This window comes from Ruegeria spongiae, from assembly GCF_023502395.1.
GTDB classification, from domain to species: domain Bacteria; phylum Pseudomonadota; class Alphaproteobacteria; order Rhodobacterales; family Rhodobacteraceae; genus Ruegeria_C; species Ruegeria_C spongiae.
Map to the genome: position 1 here is coordinate 1 of NZ_JAMFMB010000032.1, position 18,253 is coordinate 18,253.

The window sequence follows — 18,253 nt, forward strand, 5'->3', positions numbered from 1 at the left end:
TTGCCCCAATGCTGGTCATCCTCATTCTGTTGGCAGCGTTTCCCGAAATCATACTGTGGCTCCCAAAGACAGTTATGCCGGGGGCATTCCGCTAGTGGCGTCTCGAGTTGCGCTATGAGCGCATTCCGAGGGCAGCCAAGTTAACCCCATGACAAATGCGAAGCTCGCGCGTCGCAACAGGAAGGATCGATATGAAACTTGCAGGTAAGACCGCCATCGTGACCGGAGGAGGCCGCGATATTGGCCGCGCTGTTGCGATCAAACTCGCCTCAGAAGGCGCAAATGTTGCGATCAACTATTTTTCCAGCTCGAATGGCGCGGCGGAAAACGTTGCTGCAATCGAAGGCAATGGCGGTAAAGCGATTGCCCTGCAGGGCGACCTGAACAAGAAGGCGGATGTTGACGCGCTGGTGTCTCGCACGGTCGAAGCCTTTGGTGGCGTTGACGTTCTGGTCAACAACGCTGGCGGTCTGATCGCCCGCAAAACCATTGCGGAAATGTCCGTTGAGCATTGGGACGCTGTGATGAGCCTGAATCTGACCAGCACATTCCTGATGACGCAGGCGTGTCTGTCCAGGATGACGTCCGGAACCATCGTCAACCTCGCCAGTCAAGCCGGGCGCGATGGTGGTGGGCCGGGCGCCGTCGCATATGCCACGGCCAAAGGCGCGGTCATGACCATGACACGCGGTTTGGCAAAGGAAGTTGGTCCCGACATTCGCGTAAATGCGCTTTGTCCCGGCATGATCGATCCCGATTTTCACAACGTTCACACGCCGGATGCAGGTCGCCGCGGCTTTGAGGCCAACGCGCCGCTCAAGCGTCAAGGTCATGTCGATGATGCAGCGAACCTCGTTCTATTCCTTGCCTGCGAGGACAGCGCTTTCATCACGGGCGCAAATATAGATCTCAACGGTGGCATGCTTTTTTCCTAGCAACTGTAGGTGAACAGAATTGCCGACCCACAGTGTCAATTCAGAGTAGTCAATCCAGAAACGCTTTGACGCCTGCGATGACTGGGCGCAGGGCGGCGCGGCAGGCATTGTCGCCCATGTGGGCCACGCGGAACACCTCTTCCTTGTTCGCACCGAAACCACCTGCAATGCGAATCTGGTGGTATTCGATCAGATACCGCACAAGGTCTGAGGAACGGAATGCCCCACTGGTTTTCACCCCCGTCACGCCCGGCGATCTTGAGCCCTCTTCGATCTGGAGTTCCAATCCCACCCCTTCCATCGCGTCACACAGAAAAGCGCGTGCGTCTTCATGCCGGGCGTAGCGTGTTTCCAACCCCTCGGTCTGCATTTCCAATAAAGCAACGTCCAGCGCATGGACCACGCCGACCGGCATGGTGGTCAGGCTCGGGTGCCAGTCGGGTGCGGCCTCAAGCTGTTCTTTCCAGCGGCGGATATCGGTGAATCCGCCCCGGGGGGATTTTTTTTGCGCGATCCGGGGCCAGGCCGCATCGGACACAGCAACAAGACCAAGCCCGGGTACGGACCCCAGCCCCTTTTGCGAACCCGAAGTCATTATGGTGACACCCCAGTCATCCATGTGAGAGGCCGCTGTTCCAAGACCACTGACGGAATCCACCAGAACCGGCACACCCGCCTCGCTTGCCACTTTGGCCAAGGCTTCGACCGGGTTCAGCAGTCCGGTCGAGGTTTCGACATGGGTGAAACAGACAAGATCAATTTGCTGTTGCCCAAGTGCAGAGCGCAGTTGATCCGGGTCCGCAGGTCTGCCCGGCTCGACAGGCAGCAAAACGGCGATCCCACCGCATCCCTCGACAGACTTTCTGAGCACATTGCTGAAATAGCCCGCGTCAAGAATCAGCGCTGTCTGGCCTTCGTCCAGCAACGCGCGCACCGCCATCTCGTTGGCCAGTGTCCCGCATCCCGGGACAATGGCAACATATCCATCGGTGCCGAACACCGGTTGCAGGTTCCGGGTCGCGCGGACGTATGCCTGCGAAAACTCTGGGCCCACGTGCAGGCCCTGCGATCCGTATTGCGCGGCCAGCACCTTTTCCGAGACCTCGACCGGCCCCGGTGTGAAGTTTCGAATGCGTGCCATCAGTAGGTCGCCCGCCCGCCGGACAGGTCAAAGACGGCGCCCGAGTTGAAGGTGCAATCGTCGGAGGACAACCACATGACAAGCCGCGCAGTTTCCTCGACCGTGCCCAGGCGCTTCATCGGGGATTTGTCGATCATGATCTGCACAAACTCCGGTGTCATCTGGTCCAGAATGGCGGTCTTGACTGCTGCGGGCGCGATGCAGTTGACGCGGATGTCGGTCAGCGCGAGTTCCTTGGCCAGTGACTTGGTAAAACCGATCACACCGGCTTTGGCAGCCGAATAGGCCGAGGCATTGGGCGTGCCCTCCTTACCGGCGAGCGAGGCCATGTTGATGATCCGGCCAAAGCCCTTTTCCTGCATCACCGGCACCACGGCGTGGGCCAGATAGAAGGTGCCGGTCAGGTTGACCTCGATAACCTTGGCCCAGGTGGCAGGGTCGTTGTCGACCACCGGCAGGGTTGGCCCCGCAAATCCAGCGTTGTGCGACAGAAAGTCGATCCCACCAAAAGCCGCGCGCGTATCAGCCACGGCTTGGGCGATCTGGCTGGGGTCGCTGATATCGACGTGACAGGCGATCGCCCCGTCAGGTGCATTGTCAGGCGTGGACATGTCCCAGATCGCCACCTTGGCCCCTGCCGCAGCATAGTGACGGGCGATCTCGGCCCCGATCCCGGCCGCGCCGCCGGTGATGACGGCGACGCGATCCGAGAAGTCAAAACTCACATTGCTCATGATACCTACCGAATAAAGGTTTTCACATAGTCAGCCCCCAGGCCGACCTTTTCGAAATGCGCGCGGCACATATCAATCTTGGTAAAGACGTCCTCGTATCCAAGGTGATTGCCGTCCGGGTCGACATAGTACATGACGCCGTTCACCTGAAAATAAGTGATCATCTCATCCACATCATCGGGCACGACCAGCGTGTGCGTCTCACCAGGAGGCTCGTAGACATAGCTGCCTTCCACGGCTTCCCAGTCATGCTCGAGATAATGCCAGCGACCTTTCAGCACGAACCCATGCACCGGGTTGGGATGGCGGTGGCGCGACAGGACACCGGCCTTGGTGACTTTCAACAGGTTCATCCAATAGCCCTGGGAAACATTCAGGCAGAGTGGGCGGAAGAACACGGTTTCGGTCTGCTGCACCCACATGCGCGGGTCATTTTCAGAGAGTGCGTCCTTCACAACGATGTCCGGCAAGGCGTCCTGTGGCATCGGGTGCTTGTAGGGCACCCGGGGATTTTCGTCTTCACTGACCAGTGGCATTCAAGCTTCCTTTCGTGACTAAGCAGCGGCGTATCCGCCATCGACATTCAAGAGTGTTCCAGTAATAAAGTCGGCAGCTTCCGAGGCAAGGAACAGCGCCGGACCGACCAGATCTTCGGCCTGGCCCCATCGGCGCATCGGGGTGCGCGCCAGAATGGCGGCGCTCCGGTCGGGGTCGTTTTGCAGATTTTCCGTGAGTTGTGTGGCGATCCAGCCCGGCGCCAGCGCGTTCACCCGGATGCCGTCAGGCGCATAGGCGATCGCCAGCGACTTGGTCAGTTGTGCAATACCACCCTTGGAGGCCGCATAGCCGGGCACCAACCCGCCTCCGAAATAGCTGAGCATTGAGGCGATGTTTATGATCGACCCGTTGGTCCGCGCCAGCTTGCCGCGTGCAGCGGCACAGACCCGCATCGTGCCGGTCAGGTTGATGTCCACGACCTGCGCAAAGACCTCTGGCTCCAACTCTTCGCTTCGGCGGATCACACCGGCGGCGTTCACAACCACATCCAACCTTGGAATGTCTGCAACCAGCGCCCGCACTGCGGCGTCATCGGTCACGTCAAGACTGTGGAAAGTCAGATCGGTCGCCGACGCTGGCAATTCGCCAAGCCCCGCAGCCTGTACGCGAAACCCGGCCTGCAAGAACCCCTGCGCAATTGCAAGACCCAACCCTCCAGTCCCACCCGTGACCAATGCAGCTCTTTGAGTGTCAGCCATTGCGCAATTCTCGAGTTGTCCATAGTGTGGATGCACAGTTCAATATATGGACTACATACGATATCCAACCATCGTGTCAATCACTCAAAGGCCACGCATGACCAAACAGGTTCAAGGAACGCAGAGCTTTTCGCGCAGCATTGAATTGTTGCAGCATATCGTCGACCGATCCGAGCCGCCCTCACTTCGGGATCTGGTCGAGGAACGAAGCCTGACGCGGCCGACAATTTATCGCCTGCTGGCAGGCCTGGAAGCGGAAGCCTTGATCGTTCAGACAGCTGATCGGCGCTACAAGGCCGGGCCACGCCTGATCAACCTCGCCAGACATTCGCTGGCGCAAACAGACATTCGCGAAACCGCTCGTGACCTGCTGGAAACTCTGCGGGATAAAACCGGGGAAACGGTGCACCTGGCGATCCGATGCGGGGACGGTCTGGTTTACATAGACAAGATCGAAAGCCATGAAACAGTGCGTATGAGCTCGACCATCGGCACCTTTGTCCCCCTTCACTCCAGTGGCGTTGGCAAAGCCTACCTCTCGGCCTTGCCCGTGCAGAGTTTCCAATCCCTGCTTGCGAACATGACCCTTGAAGCTATCACCCCATATACCACGACCGATCCTGCGGCTTTGGAAGAACAGATCGAAACCTGTCGGAGACAAGGCTATGTGTTCGATAGTCAAGAGAACGAAGCCGGCATTGCGTGTTATGGAGCTGCCATAGTTGGCGACAGGGACGACCCGGTTGCCGCTGTCAGCGTTTCAGTTCCTCTTTTTCGGCTAAGCAAAGAACAGAAAAGATATACCGGTCCTCTTTTGGAATGTGTCAACAACATCTCCAACCGATTAGGTGTTTGATCCCACGGTTTGATGGTGTCCAGATCAGAAACAAAACCTTCAGCTACCAGAACAGATGGTGTTCGTGCAACAATGACCCTCCCATTCAAGTTGTTGCAAATCCACAATTGCACCGCCAGGCCAGCGGGGGCATCTACACCTTAAGAGTCCGCGGGATACCTTATTCAATAAAGGTAGTCGGTTGTTGCAGACAGCCTTATCAACCACTGCGCAAGCAAGTTCATCAAACCTTGGTCTCCAGAGAAAACGACCACCCGCGCCGTCGCGCCAACTCTGAGTGGCTGCCCTGCAACCGGACCTTCCGGTGTTATGCGCACCTGAAACCTCTGCGAGAAACTGACCCATCGTGAGGGGTTGCCAACCTGCGGCAAACGACCCGAGGCTATGCCCTGCCCTCTTTCCACGCCCCAACCAATGCTTTCCACGCGTCCTGCAAACACCTGCCCGGGATACAAATAAAGACCAAATTCCACTTTCTGGCCGTCCCGAATGACCGACAACGCGTTTTCTTCGAAATTTGCGACGATCCACCAATTCTCTGCATCTACAAGCGTCATCACGGCCCGGCCGACAGTTGCGTAAGCGCCTGTATGAAGCTGCAGGTTGTCGACAAGCCCGCCTGCCGGTGCCCTCACCGTCGTTTGCGACAAGCTGAGATTGGCCTTGGCGAGCATTGACTTGATCTGCCGAAGTTCAGCGCGCTCCCAATCTGTCGTACCCTGCTGATTAAGCGCCAGTTCCGCATGGTCGAGCTTGGCCTGCAGACGGTCCACTTCGATTTGATAGGCCTCTGGATCAATACGGAACAGAGGGTCACCTACTTTGACCTTGGCACCCTCTTCGACAAGAACCTCGACCACCTCACCCGGCACCTGCGGGGCGACAGGGATAACGGCAGCCTGCACATAGGCGTCCCGCGTCATCGGCGTGAAGCGATCGGATGCAATGTAGTAGATGAAAAGCAAGATGATCAGGCAAAACAACGAAGTTACCCAGAATCTGATGGTTGTCTTGCCATGCCTCAGTGCCGCCATCATCCTATCCCTTCATATGTGAGCGCCAATTTCGAAGTGTCCGGCAGGATCGGCGTGTTTTCTGCTTCTATCGACGTGACCACCAATGCCAGCTGGTGGCGCATCTCGCGAATGAAATTGACACCAAAGAGCCACGCGCGCTGGCTCTCTCCTGCTTTGATCGGCATCGACTTGACCTCTTCTATTGCTACATCCAAAGCGGCGAGCCGCGCACGAATTGTTCCGTCCTCCAAAGCGCGCCCCGCAGACAACTCGTCTGCCAATGCTTCGACCAACAGTCCCACCTGTTCGAGGGCGCCGGTGGTCGGCGCGATCATTGCTCGGCTGATTTCGGGGTCTTTGATACGCTGCAAGGCCTGATGCAATGTCCACATCTGGTGAAACATGTTGCCGGTTGCATGAGTCATGCCACCATAGTCGTATTTTGCGCGGATCTTTCCGCGCAACATGTAGCTGAAGTCATATAGAAGCGCAAAATCTGTCTGCACGTCTGTCTGCAGGCGCAGCAGATGCGCGTTCAGCATTGCCGGATCGGGGTCCTTGGCCGAAGATATGCGCTGCAGGGCGGGCGTTAAGGCCCGCAGATTGTCGGCCACATTCTTTCGCAGCATATCTGCCGGATGCTCCGGCCAGAGGTTTTGTCCGATCACAAGTGCCACGACAAATCCCAAAACGGCACCTAACACCCGCTCCTCGGCGGGAACCACCGTCGCGACGGGAAAGGCCGCGGTGCCGAGAATGACGGCAATACCAATGCAAATCTGAAATCCGGAATAGGAAATCCGGTCATGCCCCGCACCGATATAGGCCCCGATCAGAAACCCCGTAGCAAGCCATGCCAACAACAGCGGAAAATGGGGCGCAACAGAGATCAGCCCCAACCCCAAGAGACTGTAGGCCGAGCCCGCCAGCACACCCGGAAACCAAAGGCGGACCCGCAGATGAGACTTTCCGAGGTTGGGTTGCACCATCACCACAACCAGCCCTAGCACCAGATATGCACCAGCCGGCACAAAGGAACTCAGATGAAGCAGCAGCGCCACGGCAACACCCAATGTGAGTTTGAGCGCGGCTTTTGCGCTGTCCTGTGCAATCCACGCAGTCTGCCCTGCTGGCGAGGGCTCGACGGGGATCGGCACCTCGGACATCTCGGGGTCGGCAAGTGCCATTAGGTTTTCTTGCAGTTCGCGCACGGCAGTCGTGAAGGCAGCCAATTTGGACGGCAACCGCCGCAATTCGATGTCGGGTTCCTGCAGGTTCTCCGCTGCGATGATCCTGTGGCGGTCAATGACCCTTAGGGGCGCATCCAGGCCACCCAAACCTGCGGGGTCTTTCATGCCCTGGGCAAGCCCACGCAGGACCGAATTCATGGCAGCGCAGACCTTCGCCACTTCGTCGCCCTGCGGCATATCTTGCAGGGTGCGTTCCATATGGCGGACATTGACATAGGCCAGCATCAGGTTGCGCATACGCTGGCGGACAGCGTCATATTGCTGCTGCTCACCTCGGTAACGCCATTTCAGGCAATCAACCTGATGCCGCCACTTGCCGAAATTCATGAGGCTGACCGGGCTGGGATGATAGGAAATCACCTGCCCGGCCGTTAGGCGGTCTGCGGTTCGGTCCAGCAACACGGCACATTCCTGCGCAATCCCAGAGCACAGGTTGTCAAGATCGCGCGTGCTTGGCGCGGGCCAGAGGCACAGCATCACCAGCCAGGTCACCGCCAGTCCAAGGACGATTTCCAACGTCCAGTAAAAAGCGACCTGCTCACCCAGCTTCGCCCCCCCGATGGCTGCAAAAGCAGCGCCGACAACGATCAGGTTTGCAAAGAAGGCTGCAAACGCCCCCGGCCAGCGCCCACGAAAGCCCTGAGCCGCCCAATAGCCCAAAATGCAGGTCACAATGAGTGTGGCGAGCATGAACAGGGGACGGGCAGTCAGGAAGAGATCGATTGTGCCAAATGAAATGACCGTGCCCAAGGCGGATCCGGCGACCAGTAAAAACCCCGCCTTTGGCGATTCATCATGCATCAGGAACGCAATCACCAGGACCGGAAAAATAACAAACACACCGGTCTGCGCGCCCAACAGCGCCGCCAACGCTATACACAACACCATCACAATTGCTACACGCAGCGCTGTGATAACACGAAGACGTTTGATCTGATCATTCAAACTCAACATTCAAGTATCGATCTATCCGCCGCTCTAGTTGCTTGGAATTGGTAACAATAAACGGTCGCTCTCGAAACGGTCATTGGCAAGTTGGGTGCGGTTTTGTAACTTTGATCGCGCCGAATAAACGCACCAAATCGACATTGTCGCAAACTTTGATGTTAATCGAAACATGTGCGCTGACTGGGCGAAATTACCCAATCAGCTCTGCAAAATGACGGAATCCGTTTGTCGAGGATCCAAGCTGACTTTTGCGGATCATGTGCGCAGTCTCGCTGCCAGCCAAGGAAGCCGCGGTTGAGACATAGGATCTGAATGCGAGCACCGGATGGGTTTACTTTTGACGAAAGGGTGGTCCTGTTCCACGAAATTACTCAGGTAATCCCTTCTGATCATCCGGATTGGGACCGGACCAAGCAGCAAGGAACCTGATCCGCTGATCCGATCATGGCCAGCGGTTAAAACTACCCAATCACGCCGGACACAAGACCGCTTCTGTGTATCCACCTGCAACCGTTCCCTGCCGTGTACCTTGTTAAGGTCGGCAGCAATTCTACTGATCACAATGCGTTTGGACCGTGTGGCGATGCGGTGCACAACTTCAATTAGCAGGTCCACAACCGCATAACATCTCTCGGTCATGCGGAATATGAACCCGTCTACTGAAGTGATGGGGTTGCCTGGCTCAACCGAAAAAAGGTGACCTGATTTTGTGCTGGCTCTAGAACCCTGCTCTGAAAAACAGACAGGTTCAAATTGAAGCGAACGTAAAGCCACAACGCGTGGGTAATGATCTGAGGAGGAAATCGGTGATGCTTGTAGTTGATAAGCGACAAATTGGTCGATGCCACCTACCTCCAAATCCAGATACGAGCAACCGTAGGGTGGTTAACGTGATAACACCCTCACGGGTGCAATTCAGTCACGAACGACCCGGGCAGTGAGACTTCCAAGATTTCGATGTCGTCCGAGACATCTGAGAAACGATTCTTGAAGCTGGGCGGTATGACAAATGCATCGCCCAGTTCCAGTTGGTACGGGTTGCGGTCCTCTCCTTCTATCGTCATGCGGCCTTCCATGACAAAAGCAAATAGAATGTCGGTGTCGTGGCTTGTCCAAACACCCTCGGCGCCCGCAACCTTCCGGACGACTTGCACCCCGGCCACACCCTTGGTGTTTTCGTTGATCGTAGTATCGCGACACTCGAAGCCGGGGATGCGGAAGGGGTGCCAGGTGGCTTCGTTGCCCTTGTTGTAAACAAAGCGTTGGCCTTGCCATTCGCGGTCCGGGCGCAGATGCGGAGTGGGTAATTCCATGTCATGGTCAATCTCGGTGACATGTTCGGCAGGCACGCCAATCTCGACCACTTCGATCCCGTCGCTTGCTTCCAGCACCCGGTGCCGAATCTCGGGTGGCTGGATGAAACAATCGCCAGCCTGTAGGGTGATGGGCTCTCCCTGGTCTTCGTAGACGACCTTTACCCAACCGCGATAGCAAAAGATCAGTTGAAAGCCGACGCGGTGAAAATGGACCATATCAGGTACCTTGCCGCCATTCGGGATTCGGATGTGACTCGCGATGATCGATCCTCCCAAACGCGTCGGGATGAGATCGCGATACTGCATGCCCGCGCGACCGATGATCCAAGGCGCGGAATCCTTGAGCCGGTGTACCACATAGCTGTGTTCTGTTTTCGGCATCACGAGCGGCGGGTGAAGTTCCTCGACCTCGATTCGTGTCCCGTTCGGAGCGATCAGAACGCGTTCACCTTCGGCAAAGCTATCTGGATTTTCGACCCGGAACCGCAATGTGCCCGGGCTTTCGGTTGCATCGGCATTGACCTCAACGCGCAGCCCATGGCCAGAGAATGTCGCCACGCGCGGGTTGTCGGCCGGATAAATCGTATCCATTCGCATCTTCAATGTTCTGGTGAAGAACGGGATGTCTTTGACGAGCTCTTTTGTCGGAAGTCTCACTTCTGCGAAAATCCGGGGCGCGGCCTGTTTTGGGTCAGGCACATGTGCTTCAGAGTCCTTGGATTGCTCTGCTGCCGCCAGGTTCGCGCGAAGAGCTGTGAAGTTATCGGCCATTTTCGGTCGTTCCTCAGGTGGTTCAATTCAAAGCAGCTTCACGCGCAGTTGCGGTCTTGGCGGTTGGCTTGAAGTTTTCGGCTGCAAGATTCAGTTCATCAAGTCGGCGGTCGATCTTGCTCAACAACCCCGACAATTGCTCTCGTTCCAGGGGATCCAGCACTTCGAGCACCGAGTACATTCTGGCCTGTGCATCGGCAAAGCAGGCATTCGCGATCTTCTTGCCCGCCTTCGTCAGTACCAGATTGCTGGATCGAAGGTCGTCCTTGGACGCGCGCGCGGTCACTAGGCCACGTTTGCGCAAACCGCTCACGCCCCGGCTGATCGTCGCCTTGTCCATGTTTGCCTTATCGGCAAGCTCTGACGAGGTCAGTTGATGATCGCAGTTCAGCAGAAGCATGATCCGAAATTCCCGGGGGCCAAACTCGTATCGATCCTGATAGAATGCGATCCCGCCGCGCATGAACTTTCGTGACAAGTTGGTGAGCCTGACACTCAGGAAGTTCTTCAGACTATTCGGTTCCAGTGCGGCGAGCTGTTCTTGCTTGTTCATGACTTCAACTGACCTATCGGCATGTGAGGGGATACTCGTGCCCCTTGACAAAAAAAGGTATGGGAAGGCATCTTCACTGTCAACTTGTTGAAAGTGAAATTAGTTGCAACACTAATAATAAGATGGCCTCACGAAAGACGCCCGGACTGATTAACTGCTCCTTCCGGGGCACCAAAACATGGGAGAAGAACATGAAACTGTTACTCAAAAGCCTGCAAAGCTATTGCCTCGCGCCCGCGGCGCTTGCCACGCTCCTTACTCTTTCGCCGGTCCCTGTTCTGGTTGGGGAGGCGATGGCCGAGTCGTTTCCTGAGAAGCCTGTCACACTCATGATCGGCTTTCGTGCGGGCGGCGGAATGGACACGACTGCCTCGATTCTGATCCCCGAGATCGAGAAAGCGCTCGGTCAGCCTGTTGTGAAATCCATGCAGCCCGGCGGTGGCGGCGCAAAGGCTGCATCGCTTCTTAAAGAAGCTGATCCGGATGGTTACACAATCGCGCTGGGTGCCACGTCAACTTTTGCGTTCAACCCAGTCGTTATTCCCGACAAAACGCCTTACACGTCGGCAGACTTCGACTATATCGTCGGCCTTGTTGGATCTGGTGAAGCGATCATGGCGCGCGCCGATGCACCCTATGACACATTCCAGGAGATGATCGACTACGCAAAGGCCGGTAACGATCTGACGTACTCGGGCCAGACGCCTTTTGATAGAATCCTGATCCAATACCTGAACAGGAAAGAAGGCATCAACATCAAACACATCTCTACCAAGGGCGGTTCGGAAGCGATCAAGAACATCCTTGGCGGGCACACGGACCTGTCATTCACCGGTGGGAACCACCTCAAGCAGTACCAACGTGGCGAAATCAAGTTTCTGGCAAGCCTGCGCCCTGAACGCCTGCGCGATGCGCCTGATGTTCCCAGCCTGACCGAGCTCGGATACCCGATCGATTTCGGAAACGTTTTCTTTATTGTGGCCCCAAAAGGCACGCCGGATGACGTGAAGGCAAAGCTTGCAGAGGCGGTTTCGGCGGCCCGCGACTCTGATGCGTTTGGTGAGTACATGTCCAAAACGCCTTATTTCACGGCACCCGCAACGGGTGACGAAATCGTTGACGCAATTGCCGCGCAAGAAGCGCGCAATCGCGAAATGATGCAAGCCTTGTCCGAGTAAGTCGGGTGCAAGCGATACGCAACGATGTGATGGTCGCGCTGGCCCTGATTATCAGCGCTGCCATCGTGTTGCTTTTCGTCATTCCAGGTCAAACGACTGAAGGCTTCGAAGGTGAATTCTCGCAGGCGGTCATGCCCTATGCGGCAGCCACGCTTATTCTTCTCTCTTCGGTCGCTCTTTTGTTCCGGTCGATCCATTCCTTGCGGGTCGGCTATGCACCGCCAACGGAAGGGGAGGTTCTGGAGGTGCCAGCAGATCGGGTGTTTTGGGCGGTGTGCGGTCTTGGCGTCGCCATCTTTGTTGTCGCTCTCATTGTCCTCGATACGGTTGGCTTCATCCTCGGAGGCGCGGCGCTGATTGCGGCAGTCGGTTTGGCTTTCAATCATCGCAAAGCAATTTGGATTGCCGTTCTGGCGCTGTTGTTTCCCTCGGTTATGGCGCTCTTGATCAGGTACGGGCTGGGGCTGGTCTTGCCATGAGTGATCTTGCAACAGCCTTCTTCGAGGCCTTCTCGTTTTTCAATATTCTGATGATCTTCGCCGGTGTCATGCTCGGCATTATTGTCGGCGCGATTCCGGGTCTGTCGGCCCCGATGGCAATCGCAATAGCAGTGCCGCTGACGTTTTACATGGACCCGCTAACAGCCCTCGCATTCCTGATCAGTGTCAACAAGGGAGGGACATTTGGCGGAGCAATCTCGGGCATTCTTCTGAATACCCCGGGATCACCCGAGGCGGCGGCAACAACGCTGGATGGCTACCCGCTCGCAAAGAAAGGGCAACCGATCCGCGCCTTGCGGGCCGCCCTTTTTGCATCCAATGGCGGCGATTTCTTCAGCGATCTGGTTCTGATCCTCGTGGCAGCGCCACTCGCGCTTTTTGCGCTGAAACTCGGCCCTGTCGAAATCGGTGCCTTGGTGGTGGTGGCATTGGCTTTTGTGTCGGAACTACTGGCGAAATCTCCTTCCAAGGGGCTCATCGCGGTCGGTTTCGGATTGCTGGTCGCTTCGGTCGGTGCCGATCCCACAATGGCCATTCCACGCATGACCTTCGGGTCGATTGATCTGCAAGGCGGCGTACCGCTCATGTCGGTCGGGATTGGTATCCTGGCGCTATCGGAAGTGCTCGTGCAGCTTGAACGCCGTTTCCGTCGCACCCGCACCATCGAAGACAAACCGCTGGAATTCGGCAAATCCAGCGACGACCGGTTTACCCGCAAAGATCTGCGCAGAATCGCGCCGACGATCGGTCGGTCCGCAGTCATTGGAACCGTGGTCGGAGCATTGCCGGGCCTGGGCACAACATTGGCCGCATTCCTGGGGTATTCCGCCGCGCGCCGATCCTCGAAGACGCCTGAGTCCTTTGGCAAGGGCAACATCGAAGGCGTCGCAGGTGCGGAGGCCGCAAATAGTGCCGTAGTTGGCGCCAACTTGATTCCACTGCTTGCGCTTGGCATTCCGGGAAACATCGCCGCCGCCTTGCTTGTCGGCGCCTTTATCATTCACGGCATTGTGCCCGGCCCCTGGCTGTTTGAAGAGCAGCCGGTGCTGATCTACGGCCTGTTCATTTCGATGGTGTTTGCGACCTGTATGAATCTGATAGTCGGGAACCTGTTCCTGCGATATTTCGCGATGGTGTTGCGCATTCCCGCGTATATCACATTCCCTTCGATTGTCTTTCTGTGCGTTGTCGGCAGCTACATTAACGAGCAAAGCCTCTTTGCGGTTGGAATCACCCTGGTTTTCGGCATCGTCGGTTATCTGATGCGCCAATTCGGCATCCCGGTCGTGCCCTTCATCATTGGGCTCATCCTTGGGCCGATGCTCGAACACTCCCTCAGCCAGACCTACGTGCTGACAGACGCCTCACTTGCCGGGCTGCTCGACTACCCGGTGGCCCTGGCACTCTATCTACTGGCCCTGATCATTATTCTCCGACCCCTTGTGATGCGGCGGCGCCCATCTGGCGGCGGAGAGGACAATGGAGAAATAGTTTGATGACCCCCAATGTGAGCCCGTCCTTGCTCGGGAAATTCTTGGTCGCACAAAGCGGTACTTTTGAGGTCGCGTCCTATCAGACGTTTGATCTGACGGTGGAACTGGGTGTGTTCGGGATGGACGACAAGGGCTCTGTCCGCTTTGTGTTCCACGGTGCGAAGGATTATTCAGAACCACAGACAGAAGACCCGACAGCGCCGGGCTACGTTACCGCCCGCACCTCTAGCGGCAAGGCGCTCGAGGTGGCCTGGCATCCTTTCCTTTCCGAACGGCCCTGGTTCAATACGCTTGAGGTCCGGTTGGTCGAAGGCGGTTTGCGCCCCGGGGACAAGATTTTTGTCACGCTGGGTGATACCAGTCAGGGCAGCCCGGGGTTTCGCATGCAAACTTACTGTCAGGACGAGTTCAAATTCAGGGCGATGATTAACCCGTTCTCGACCCAGCAGTTCCGCGAGATGGAGCAGATGCCGACAATAACGGTCGGGCCGACCGTTGCGCACCGGCTTGTCGCCGTCCTGCCGACGGTTCGCCAGGTCGGAGAGAAATTCCGCCTGAGCGTGAAAGCGGAAGACATCTGGGGCAACCCGACAGACAAGACCGCACTTGATCTTACGCTGACACCGTCGCTGCCTGTCCACGGGCTTCCGGCAACCGCACAACTGGAAGCAGGGAAATTCGCCCTTATCCTGGAGGATATCAAGACCGATCAGGCGGGTGATCTGACAATTTCGGTGACATGTCCGAAGACGGGCATGTCCTGCCAGACAAATCCTTTGCGGATTCAATCCGAGCGGTCGCATGGCCATTTCTGGGGTGACCTGCATGGGCAGTCGGGCGAGACCATCGGCACAAATTCGGCTTGGCGTTACTTTGAATTCGCCCGTGACAAGGCGTTCATGGACATTTGCAGCCATCAGGGCAATGACTTTCAGATTTCGGATGCCTTCTGGCAAGAGCTCAACAACATCACCAGGGAATTTGACGCGCCAGGGAGGTTCCTCGCGATCCCGGGTTACGAATGGTCAGGAAACAGCACGGTTGGTGGCGACCGGAACATCTGGTTTCGCTCCGAAGGGGAAGTCATTCGCCGCGCGCACCGGGCTTTGGTCGATGAGGCCGAAAACCCCGAAACCGATTGCCACACGGCCCAAGACCTCTTTGACACATTCGTTGCCGAGGGCACCGACGTGGCTGTGGGTGCTCACTGCGGCGGGCGGTATGCGGATATCACTGTTGCCCATGATGGTCGGGTGGAAAACTCGGTCGAAATCCATTCCGCATGGGGCACGTTCGAGTGGATCTTGCAGGACGCCTTTGATTGCCATCACCGCGTAGGAATTGTTGGGCAAAGCGATGGCCACAAGGGCAGACCCGGCGCCAGTTATCCGGGGCAGAGTTTTTTCACCTCCAAAGGGGGTTACACCTGCTATTTGATGAACGCGCTAACGCGTGACGAGTTGTTCGGCGCCATGCGCAGCAGGCGCCACTACGGGACGACCGGGACAAGGCTATACATGTCCGTTCAAGCCACCTTCGACAACCCGGCCAAAATCTACCACCAGGATCCGGCGGTGTTTGGTACGGATGTCGGCTGCGATGTTGCTCGGGTGGCTGACATGGGCGACATCGTTCAACTCGCTTCCGGCGAGGACCGGGTATGGCTCAACGTTGACGTGACCGGTTCGGCCCCGATCGAGCGGCTCGATATTCTGGATGCAGGAAAAGTGATTGAGACACTGCAACCGAACGTGCCCGATGGGTCGACGAAGCGCGTGCGGGTTATCTGGCGCGGAGCGAAGTATCGCGGGCGCGGCCGCAATATGCCCTGGCGCGAGGGATGCGTACAGATCGAAGGAAACGAGATCGAGCAAGTGACCGCGGTAAACTTCTGGGGGCCGGAGGTTCAGCCAGTACTGGAAACGGCGCATAGCGTGGTTTTCGAAGGGTTGACGGCGGGCAACCTGCAAGGGCTTGACCTGATGCTGGCCAAATCCGGTACCGGCGTTCTGAAGTTCTCGACACAGCAGGTCGAATTTGAGCTCGATCTGGCCCACCTGAAACCCGGTGCGGATCACGTCGTCGATGTCGAGGGGCTGGGTGCGGATGTTCGCGTGTCCCTCATCGATGAAACGCGCAACACCACAAAGGCGAGACACGACTTTGAAATATCTCTGGACGGCAAAACCGAAAGACGGCTTTTCGCCCGGGTGACCCAGACCGATGGTCATCAGGCGTGGTCATCGCCAATATATCTATTGCCATGAACACACCGGAGACAACCCAGTCCGCACAAATCACGGATGCCGGCCGGTACTTCCTCTATCATTCCATTGGAATGTACCCGAGCAAAAAGGCCGACCTTGCGGCAGCAATGGCAGAGTTTTCGTGTATCTGGAGCGCGCCCAATGACGGGCAATGGGAATATGTGCTGCGCAGACGGCAAGAGTTCGTCGACAATTGGCGCGGCATCATCGGTGCCGCCGAAGGGACAGTCACGACCTGCGAAAGTGTAACGCAAGGCGTTCACAGCTTCCTGCGATCCCTGCCTGAAGGCAAGCTGAAGGGCAAACGCGTGCTCGTCGCGGCCAATTGCTTTCCCTCCGTTCATTTCCTGCTTGCCGGACTGGCGGACAAGATCGGGTTCACTCTTGACACCGTGCCGCTTAGCGCGGGCAAGTCCTGGGTCGAGACCTCGGACGTCATCGAAAGCTGGCAAAGTGACGTCGGCTTTGCACTGATCACGTGGATTTCTTCGACGACCTCGGCGCGTTGCGATCTTGACGCGCTCTTGGCGCATGGCCGCGACATGGGAAGTCTGATTGGTGTTGATATCACCCAAGGCGCGGGGCTGTTGCCTTTCGACGTCTCGACCCCCCGCGTAGATATGTCCGTATCAACCAGTTTGAAATGGATGTGCGGCACACCCGGGGCGGGGATGCTTTATGTCGATCCTCAGATCATTCCCCGGATGCGGCCCGAAGTGCGGGGCTGGTTCTCGCAAGACAATCCATTCTCCTGGGGCCTTGATAAATTCGCCTATGCCGGCGACATCCGCCGCTTTGACAACGGCACACCGGGCTCCGTCGCCGCGATGGCCTCCCTTCCTGCGTTGAAATGGCATGCAGCGCAGGATCACACAGCTCTGGCGACAGAGAACCGGCGGCTTGTGGATGAGATCATCGCAAAAGCCGATGCAATTGCTCTGCCGTTGAACTCTCCTCGGGATGCCTGCCAGCGCGGTGGGTCGGTCATGTTGCAACTCTCGGATCAAGCAGAGGCAGAGGCCATCGTCGCGGCATTGAAGGTTGAAGGATACTCCGTCGACTTTCGTGGCTCGATCCTTCGGATGTCCCCGGGCTACATTAGCCATGAGGACGCCATCGGCCCACTCTTCGATGTGATCGTCGAAACAATCAATGATCGCAGAAAACCGTCTGGACGACGCGCACATGTGACACTTTGAGGGTAAGTCACTGCGAACGCCGCTCACTACCGGTGGCGGAGGGCTTTGACGCCTACCATACCCCATACCCACCAGCGGAGAGATCAGCGGGTGTCCATGCCGTCAGAACCCCAATTCGTGGTCATGCACGTCGCAGGGTCTCATTTACTCATATCCCTCAGCTATCATGCTGGATTCAAACAGTGAATCCATAAAGCAGCTTGTGCAAACAGAGCCAAGGTCAAGCCAAAAGGATCAACATAGCTTTAAGTTTGAAGCAGTTCCGGCTAGCATAATGACGTTATTGCTGAATCTGCATCATGTTGGAATTCAAACGATGGGGCCGTCGGGTTGATGATTGAAGACGAAAAACTGCAGCGACGACGCCTGAAGGCCTGGATCAGGCTTCTGCGCGCCACGCGCGCGACCGAAAACCATCTCAGAGAGTTCCTGCGCACGCATCACGACACCACATTGCCGCGTTTCGACGTCGCGGCGGCGTTACATCGGCAAGCGAAGCCCATGAAAATGAGCGAACTCGGCAAGCTATTGCTGGTGTCGAATGGCAATGTAACCGCTGTTGTCGAACGGATGGAGAAGGATGGGCTGACGGTACGCTCGAAAAGCCCCGACGACCGCCGCAGTGTACTGGTTTCACTCACGGATGAGGGGCGGCAGAAATTCGAAGAAATGGCCCGCGCGCATGAGGCTGAAGTTAATATCCTGTTCGGTAAATTCGATGACGATGACCTTGATCTGGTGCGTGATCTCCTGTGCAAAGTCGAAAGTAAGCGCCAATCCGATACCGACACGGATTTGCAGGCAAGCGGATCGGGCGCGCGGGTCGTCTGAGGAACAACC

The 18,253-nt window shown here is 57.0% G+C and carries 16 protein-coding genes; 8 read left to right on the forward strand and 8 right to left on the reverse strand.

Annotation, left to right across the window (positions count from 1 at the left end; translation table 11 throughout):
• Window positions 1-191: 191 nt before the first annotated feature.
• Complete coding sequence (locus tag M3P21_RS18830) at window positions 192-935, forward strand: SDR family NAD(P)-dependent oxidoreductase (RefSeq protein WP_249712512.1); 744 nt, start codon at window positions 192-194, stop codon at window positions 933-935.
• A gap of 49 nt (window positions 936-984) precedes the next feature.
• Here the strand turns inward: M3P21_RS18830 and M3P21_RS18835 are convergent, their stop codons facing one another.
• From M3P21_RS18835 to M3P21_RS18850, 4 genes are read right to left on the reverse strand one after another with little or no spacing between them, the layout of a single operon-like run.
• Window positions 985-2,076 carry a pyridoxal-phosphate-dependent aminotransferase family protein gene (locus M3P21_RS18835; RefSeq protein WP_249712513.1) on the reverse strand — a complete coding sequence of 364 codons (1,092 nt, stop codon included), beginning with the start codon at window positions 2,074-2,076 and terminating at the stop codon, window positions 985-987.
• A complete protein-coding gene (locus tag M3P21_RS18840) occupies window positions 2,076-2,810 on the reverse strand; it encodes an SDR family NAD(P)-dependent oxidoreductase (RefSeq protein ID WP_249712516.1) in 735 nt (244 codons plus the stop codon). The genes M3P21_RS18835 and M3P21_RS18840 overlap by 1 nt, the downstream gene beginning before the upstream one ends.
• Before the next feature lie 5 nt (window positions 2,811-2,815).
• On the reverse strand, window positions 2,816-3,346 hold the full coding sequence (locus M3P21_RS18845; RefSeq protein WP_249712518.1) for a 2,4'-dihydroxyacetophenone dioxygenase family protein: 531 nt from the start codon (window positions 3,344-3,346) through the stop codon (window positions 2,816-2,818).
• Window positions 3,347-3,364: 18 nt separating this feature from the next.
• A complete protein-coding gene (locus M3P21_RS18850) occupies window positions 3,365-4,066 on the reverse strand; it encodes an SDR family oxidoreductase (RefSeq protein ID WP_249712521.1) in 702 nt (233 codons plus the stop codon).
• Window positions 4,067-4,163: 97 nt separating this feature from the next.
• Here M3P21_RS18850 and M3P21_RS18855 point away from each other — a divergent pair, with 97 nt between their 5' ends.
• Window positions 4,164-4,922 carry an IclR family transcriptional regulator gene (locus M3P21_RS18855; protein WP_249712522.1) on the forward strand — a complete coding sequence of 253 codons (759 nt, stop codon included), beginning with the start codon at window positions 4,164-4,166 and terminating at the stop codon, window positions 4,920-4,922.
• Window positions 4,923-5,086: 164 nt separating this feature from the next.
• On the opposite strand, the gene M3P21_RS18860 is transcribed toward M3P21_RS18855, so the two are convergent.
• The 4 genes from M3P21_RS18860 to M3P21_RS18875 all read right to left on the reverse strand — a co-directional run bounded on the left by M3P21_RS18860 (window position 5,087) and on the right by M3P21_RS18875 (window position 10,776).
• The gene (locus M3P21_RS18860) at window positions 5,087-5,959 is read right to left on the reverse strand and encodes an HlyD family secretion protein (RefSeq protein ID WP_249712525.1); all 873 of its coding nucleotides are present in this window, start codon (window positions 5,957-5,959) and stop codon (window positions 5,087-5,089) included.
• Window positions 5,956-8,142 carry an FUSC family protein gene (locus tag M3P21_RS18865; protein ID WP_283781054.1) on the reverse strand — a complete coding sequence of 729 codons (2,187 nt, stop codon included), beginning with the start codon at window positions 8,140-8,142 and terminating at the stop codon, window positions 5,956-5,958. Before M3P21_RS18865 ends, M3P21_RS18860 begins: the two co-directional genes overlap by 4 nt.
• Before the next feature lie 896 nt (window positions 8,143-9,038).
• A complete protein-coding gene (locus tag M3P21_RS18870; RefSeq protein ID WP_249712529.1) occupies window positions 9,039-10,223 on the reverse strand; it encodes a cupin domain-containing protein in 1,185 nt (394 codons plus the stop codon).
• A gap of 22 nt (window positions 10,224-10,245) precedes the next feature.
• Window positions 10,246-10,776, reverse strand: a complete 531-nt coding sequence (locus tag M3P21_RS18875) for a MarR family winged helix-turn-helix transcriptional regulator (RefSeq protein ID WP_249712531.1) — start codon at window positions 10,774-10,776, stop codon at window positions 10,246-10,248.
• A 191-nt stretch (window positions 10,777-10,967) separates the two neighbouring features.
• Between M3P21_RS18875 and M3P21_RS18880 the strand changes: the two genes are divergently transcribed.
• The 6 genes from M3P21_RS18880 (at window position 10,968) to M3P21_RS18905 (ending at window position 18,244) form a co-directional block, all read left to right on the forward strand.
• Complete coding sequence (locus tag M3P21_RS18880; protein ID WP_249712534.1) at window positions 10,968-11,954, forward strand: Bug family tripartite tricarboxylate transporter substrate binding protein; 987 nt, start codon at window positions 10,968-10,970, stop codon at window positions 11,952-11,954.
• 29 nt (window positions 11,955-11,983) lie between these two features.
• Window positions 11,984-12,433, forward strand: a complete 450-nt coding sequence (locus M3P21_RS18885) for a tripartite tricarboxylate transporter TctB family protein (RefSeq protein WP_249712536.1) — start codon at window positions 11,984-11,986, stop codon at window positions 12,431-12,433.
• Window positions 12,352-13,950, forward strand: coding sequence for a tripartite tricarboxylate transporter permease (locus M3P21_RS18890; protein WP_249712539.1), 1,599 nt, complete (start codon window positions 12,352-12,354; stop codon window positions 13,948-13,950). Before M3P21_RS18885 ends, M3P21_RS18890 begins: the two co-directional genes overlap by 82 nt.
• Window positions 13,947-16,214 (forward strand): DUF3604 domain-containing protein, encoded by a 2,268-nt coding sequence (locus M3P21_RS18895; RefSeq protein ID WP_249712541.1) that lies wholly within the window; start codon window positions 13,947-13,949, stop codon window positions 16,212-16,214. Before M3P21_RS18890 ends, M3P21_RS18895 begins: the two co-directional genes overlap by 4 nt.
• A 107-nt stretch (window positions 16,215-16,321) precedes the next feature.
• Complete coding sequence (locus tag M3P21_RS18900) at window positions 16,322-17,413, forward strand: aminotransferase class V-fold PLP-dependent enzyme (protein WP_249712542.1); 1,092 nt, start codon at window positions 16,322-16,324, stop codon at window positions 17,411-17,413.
• Between the two features lie 333 nt (window positions 17,414-17,746).
• Window positions 17,747-18,244, forward strand: a complete 498-nt coding sequence (locus tag M3P21_RS18905) for a MarR family winged helix-turn-helix transcriptional regulator (RefSeq protein WP_249712545.1) — start codon at window positions 17,747-17,749, stop codon at window positions 18,242-18,244.
• The last annotated feature ends 9 nt before the right edge of the window (window positions 18,245-18,253 follow it).

Coding starts and splice junctions, on each gene's coding strand:
- M3P21_RS18830 (WP_249712512.1), top strand. CDS start 192: ATGAAACTTGCAGGTAAGACCGCCATCGTGACCGGAGGAGGCCGCGAT.
- M3P21_RS18835 (WP_249712513.1), bottom strand. CDS start 2,076: ATGGCACGCATTCGAAACTTCACACCGGGGCCGGTCGAGGTCTCGGAA.
- M3P21_RS18840 (WP_249712516.1), bottom strand. CDS start 2,810: ATGAGCAATGTGAGTTTTGACTTCTCGGATCGCGTCGCCGTCATCACC.
- M3P21_RS18845 (WP_249712518.1), bottom strand. CDS start 3,346: ATGCCACTGGTCAGTGAAGACGAAAATCCCCGGGTGCCCTACAAGCAC.
- M3P21_RS18850 (WP_249712521.1), bottom strand. CDS start 4,066: ATGGCTGACACTCAAAGAGCTGCATTGGTCACGGGTGGGACTGGAGGG.
- M3P21_RS18855 (WP_249712522.1), top strand. CDS start 4,164: ATGACCAAACAGGTTCAAGGAACGCAGAGCTTTTCGCGCAGCATTGAA.
- M3P21_RS18860 (WP_249712525.1), bottom strand. CDS start 5,959: ATGATGGCGGCACTGAGGCATGGCAAGACAACCATCAGATTCTGGGTA.
- M3P21_RS18865 (WP_283781054.1), bottom strand. CDS start 8,142: ATGTTGAGTTTGAATGATCAGATCAAACGTCTTCGTGTTATCACAGCG.
- M3P21_RS18870 (WP_249712529.1), bottom strand. CDS start 10,223: ATGGCCGATAACTTCACAGCTCTTCGCGCGAACCTGGCGGCAGCAGAG.
- M3P21_RS18875 (WP_249712531.1), bottom strand. CDS start 10,776: ATGAACAAGCAAGAACAGCTCGCCGCACTGGAACCGAATAGTCTGAAG.
- M3P21_RS18880 (WP_249712534.1), top strand. CDS start 10,968: ATGAAACTGTTACTCAAAAGCCTGCAAAGCTATTGCCTCGCGCCCGCG.
- M3P21_RS18885 (WP_249712536.1), top strand. CDS start 11,984: ATGGTCGCGCTGGCCCTGATTATCAGCGCTGCCATCGTGTTGCTTTTC.
- M3P21_RS18900 (WP_249712542.1), top strand. CDS start 16,322: ATGGCAGAGTTTTCGTGTATCTGGAGCGCGCCCAATGACGGGCAATGG.
- M3P21_RS18905 (WP_249712545.1), top strand. CDS start 17,747: ATGATTGAAGACGAAAAACTGCAGCGACGACGCCTGAAGGCCTGGATC.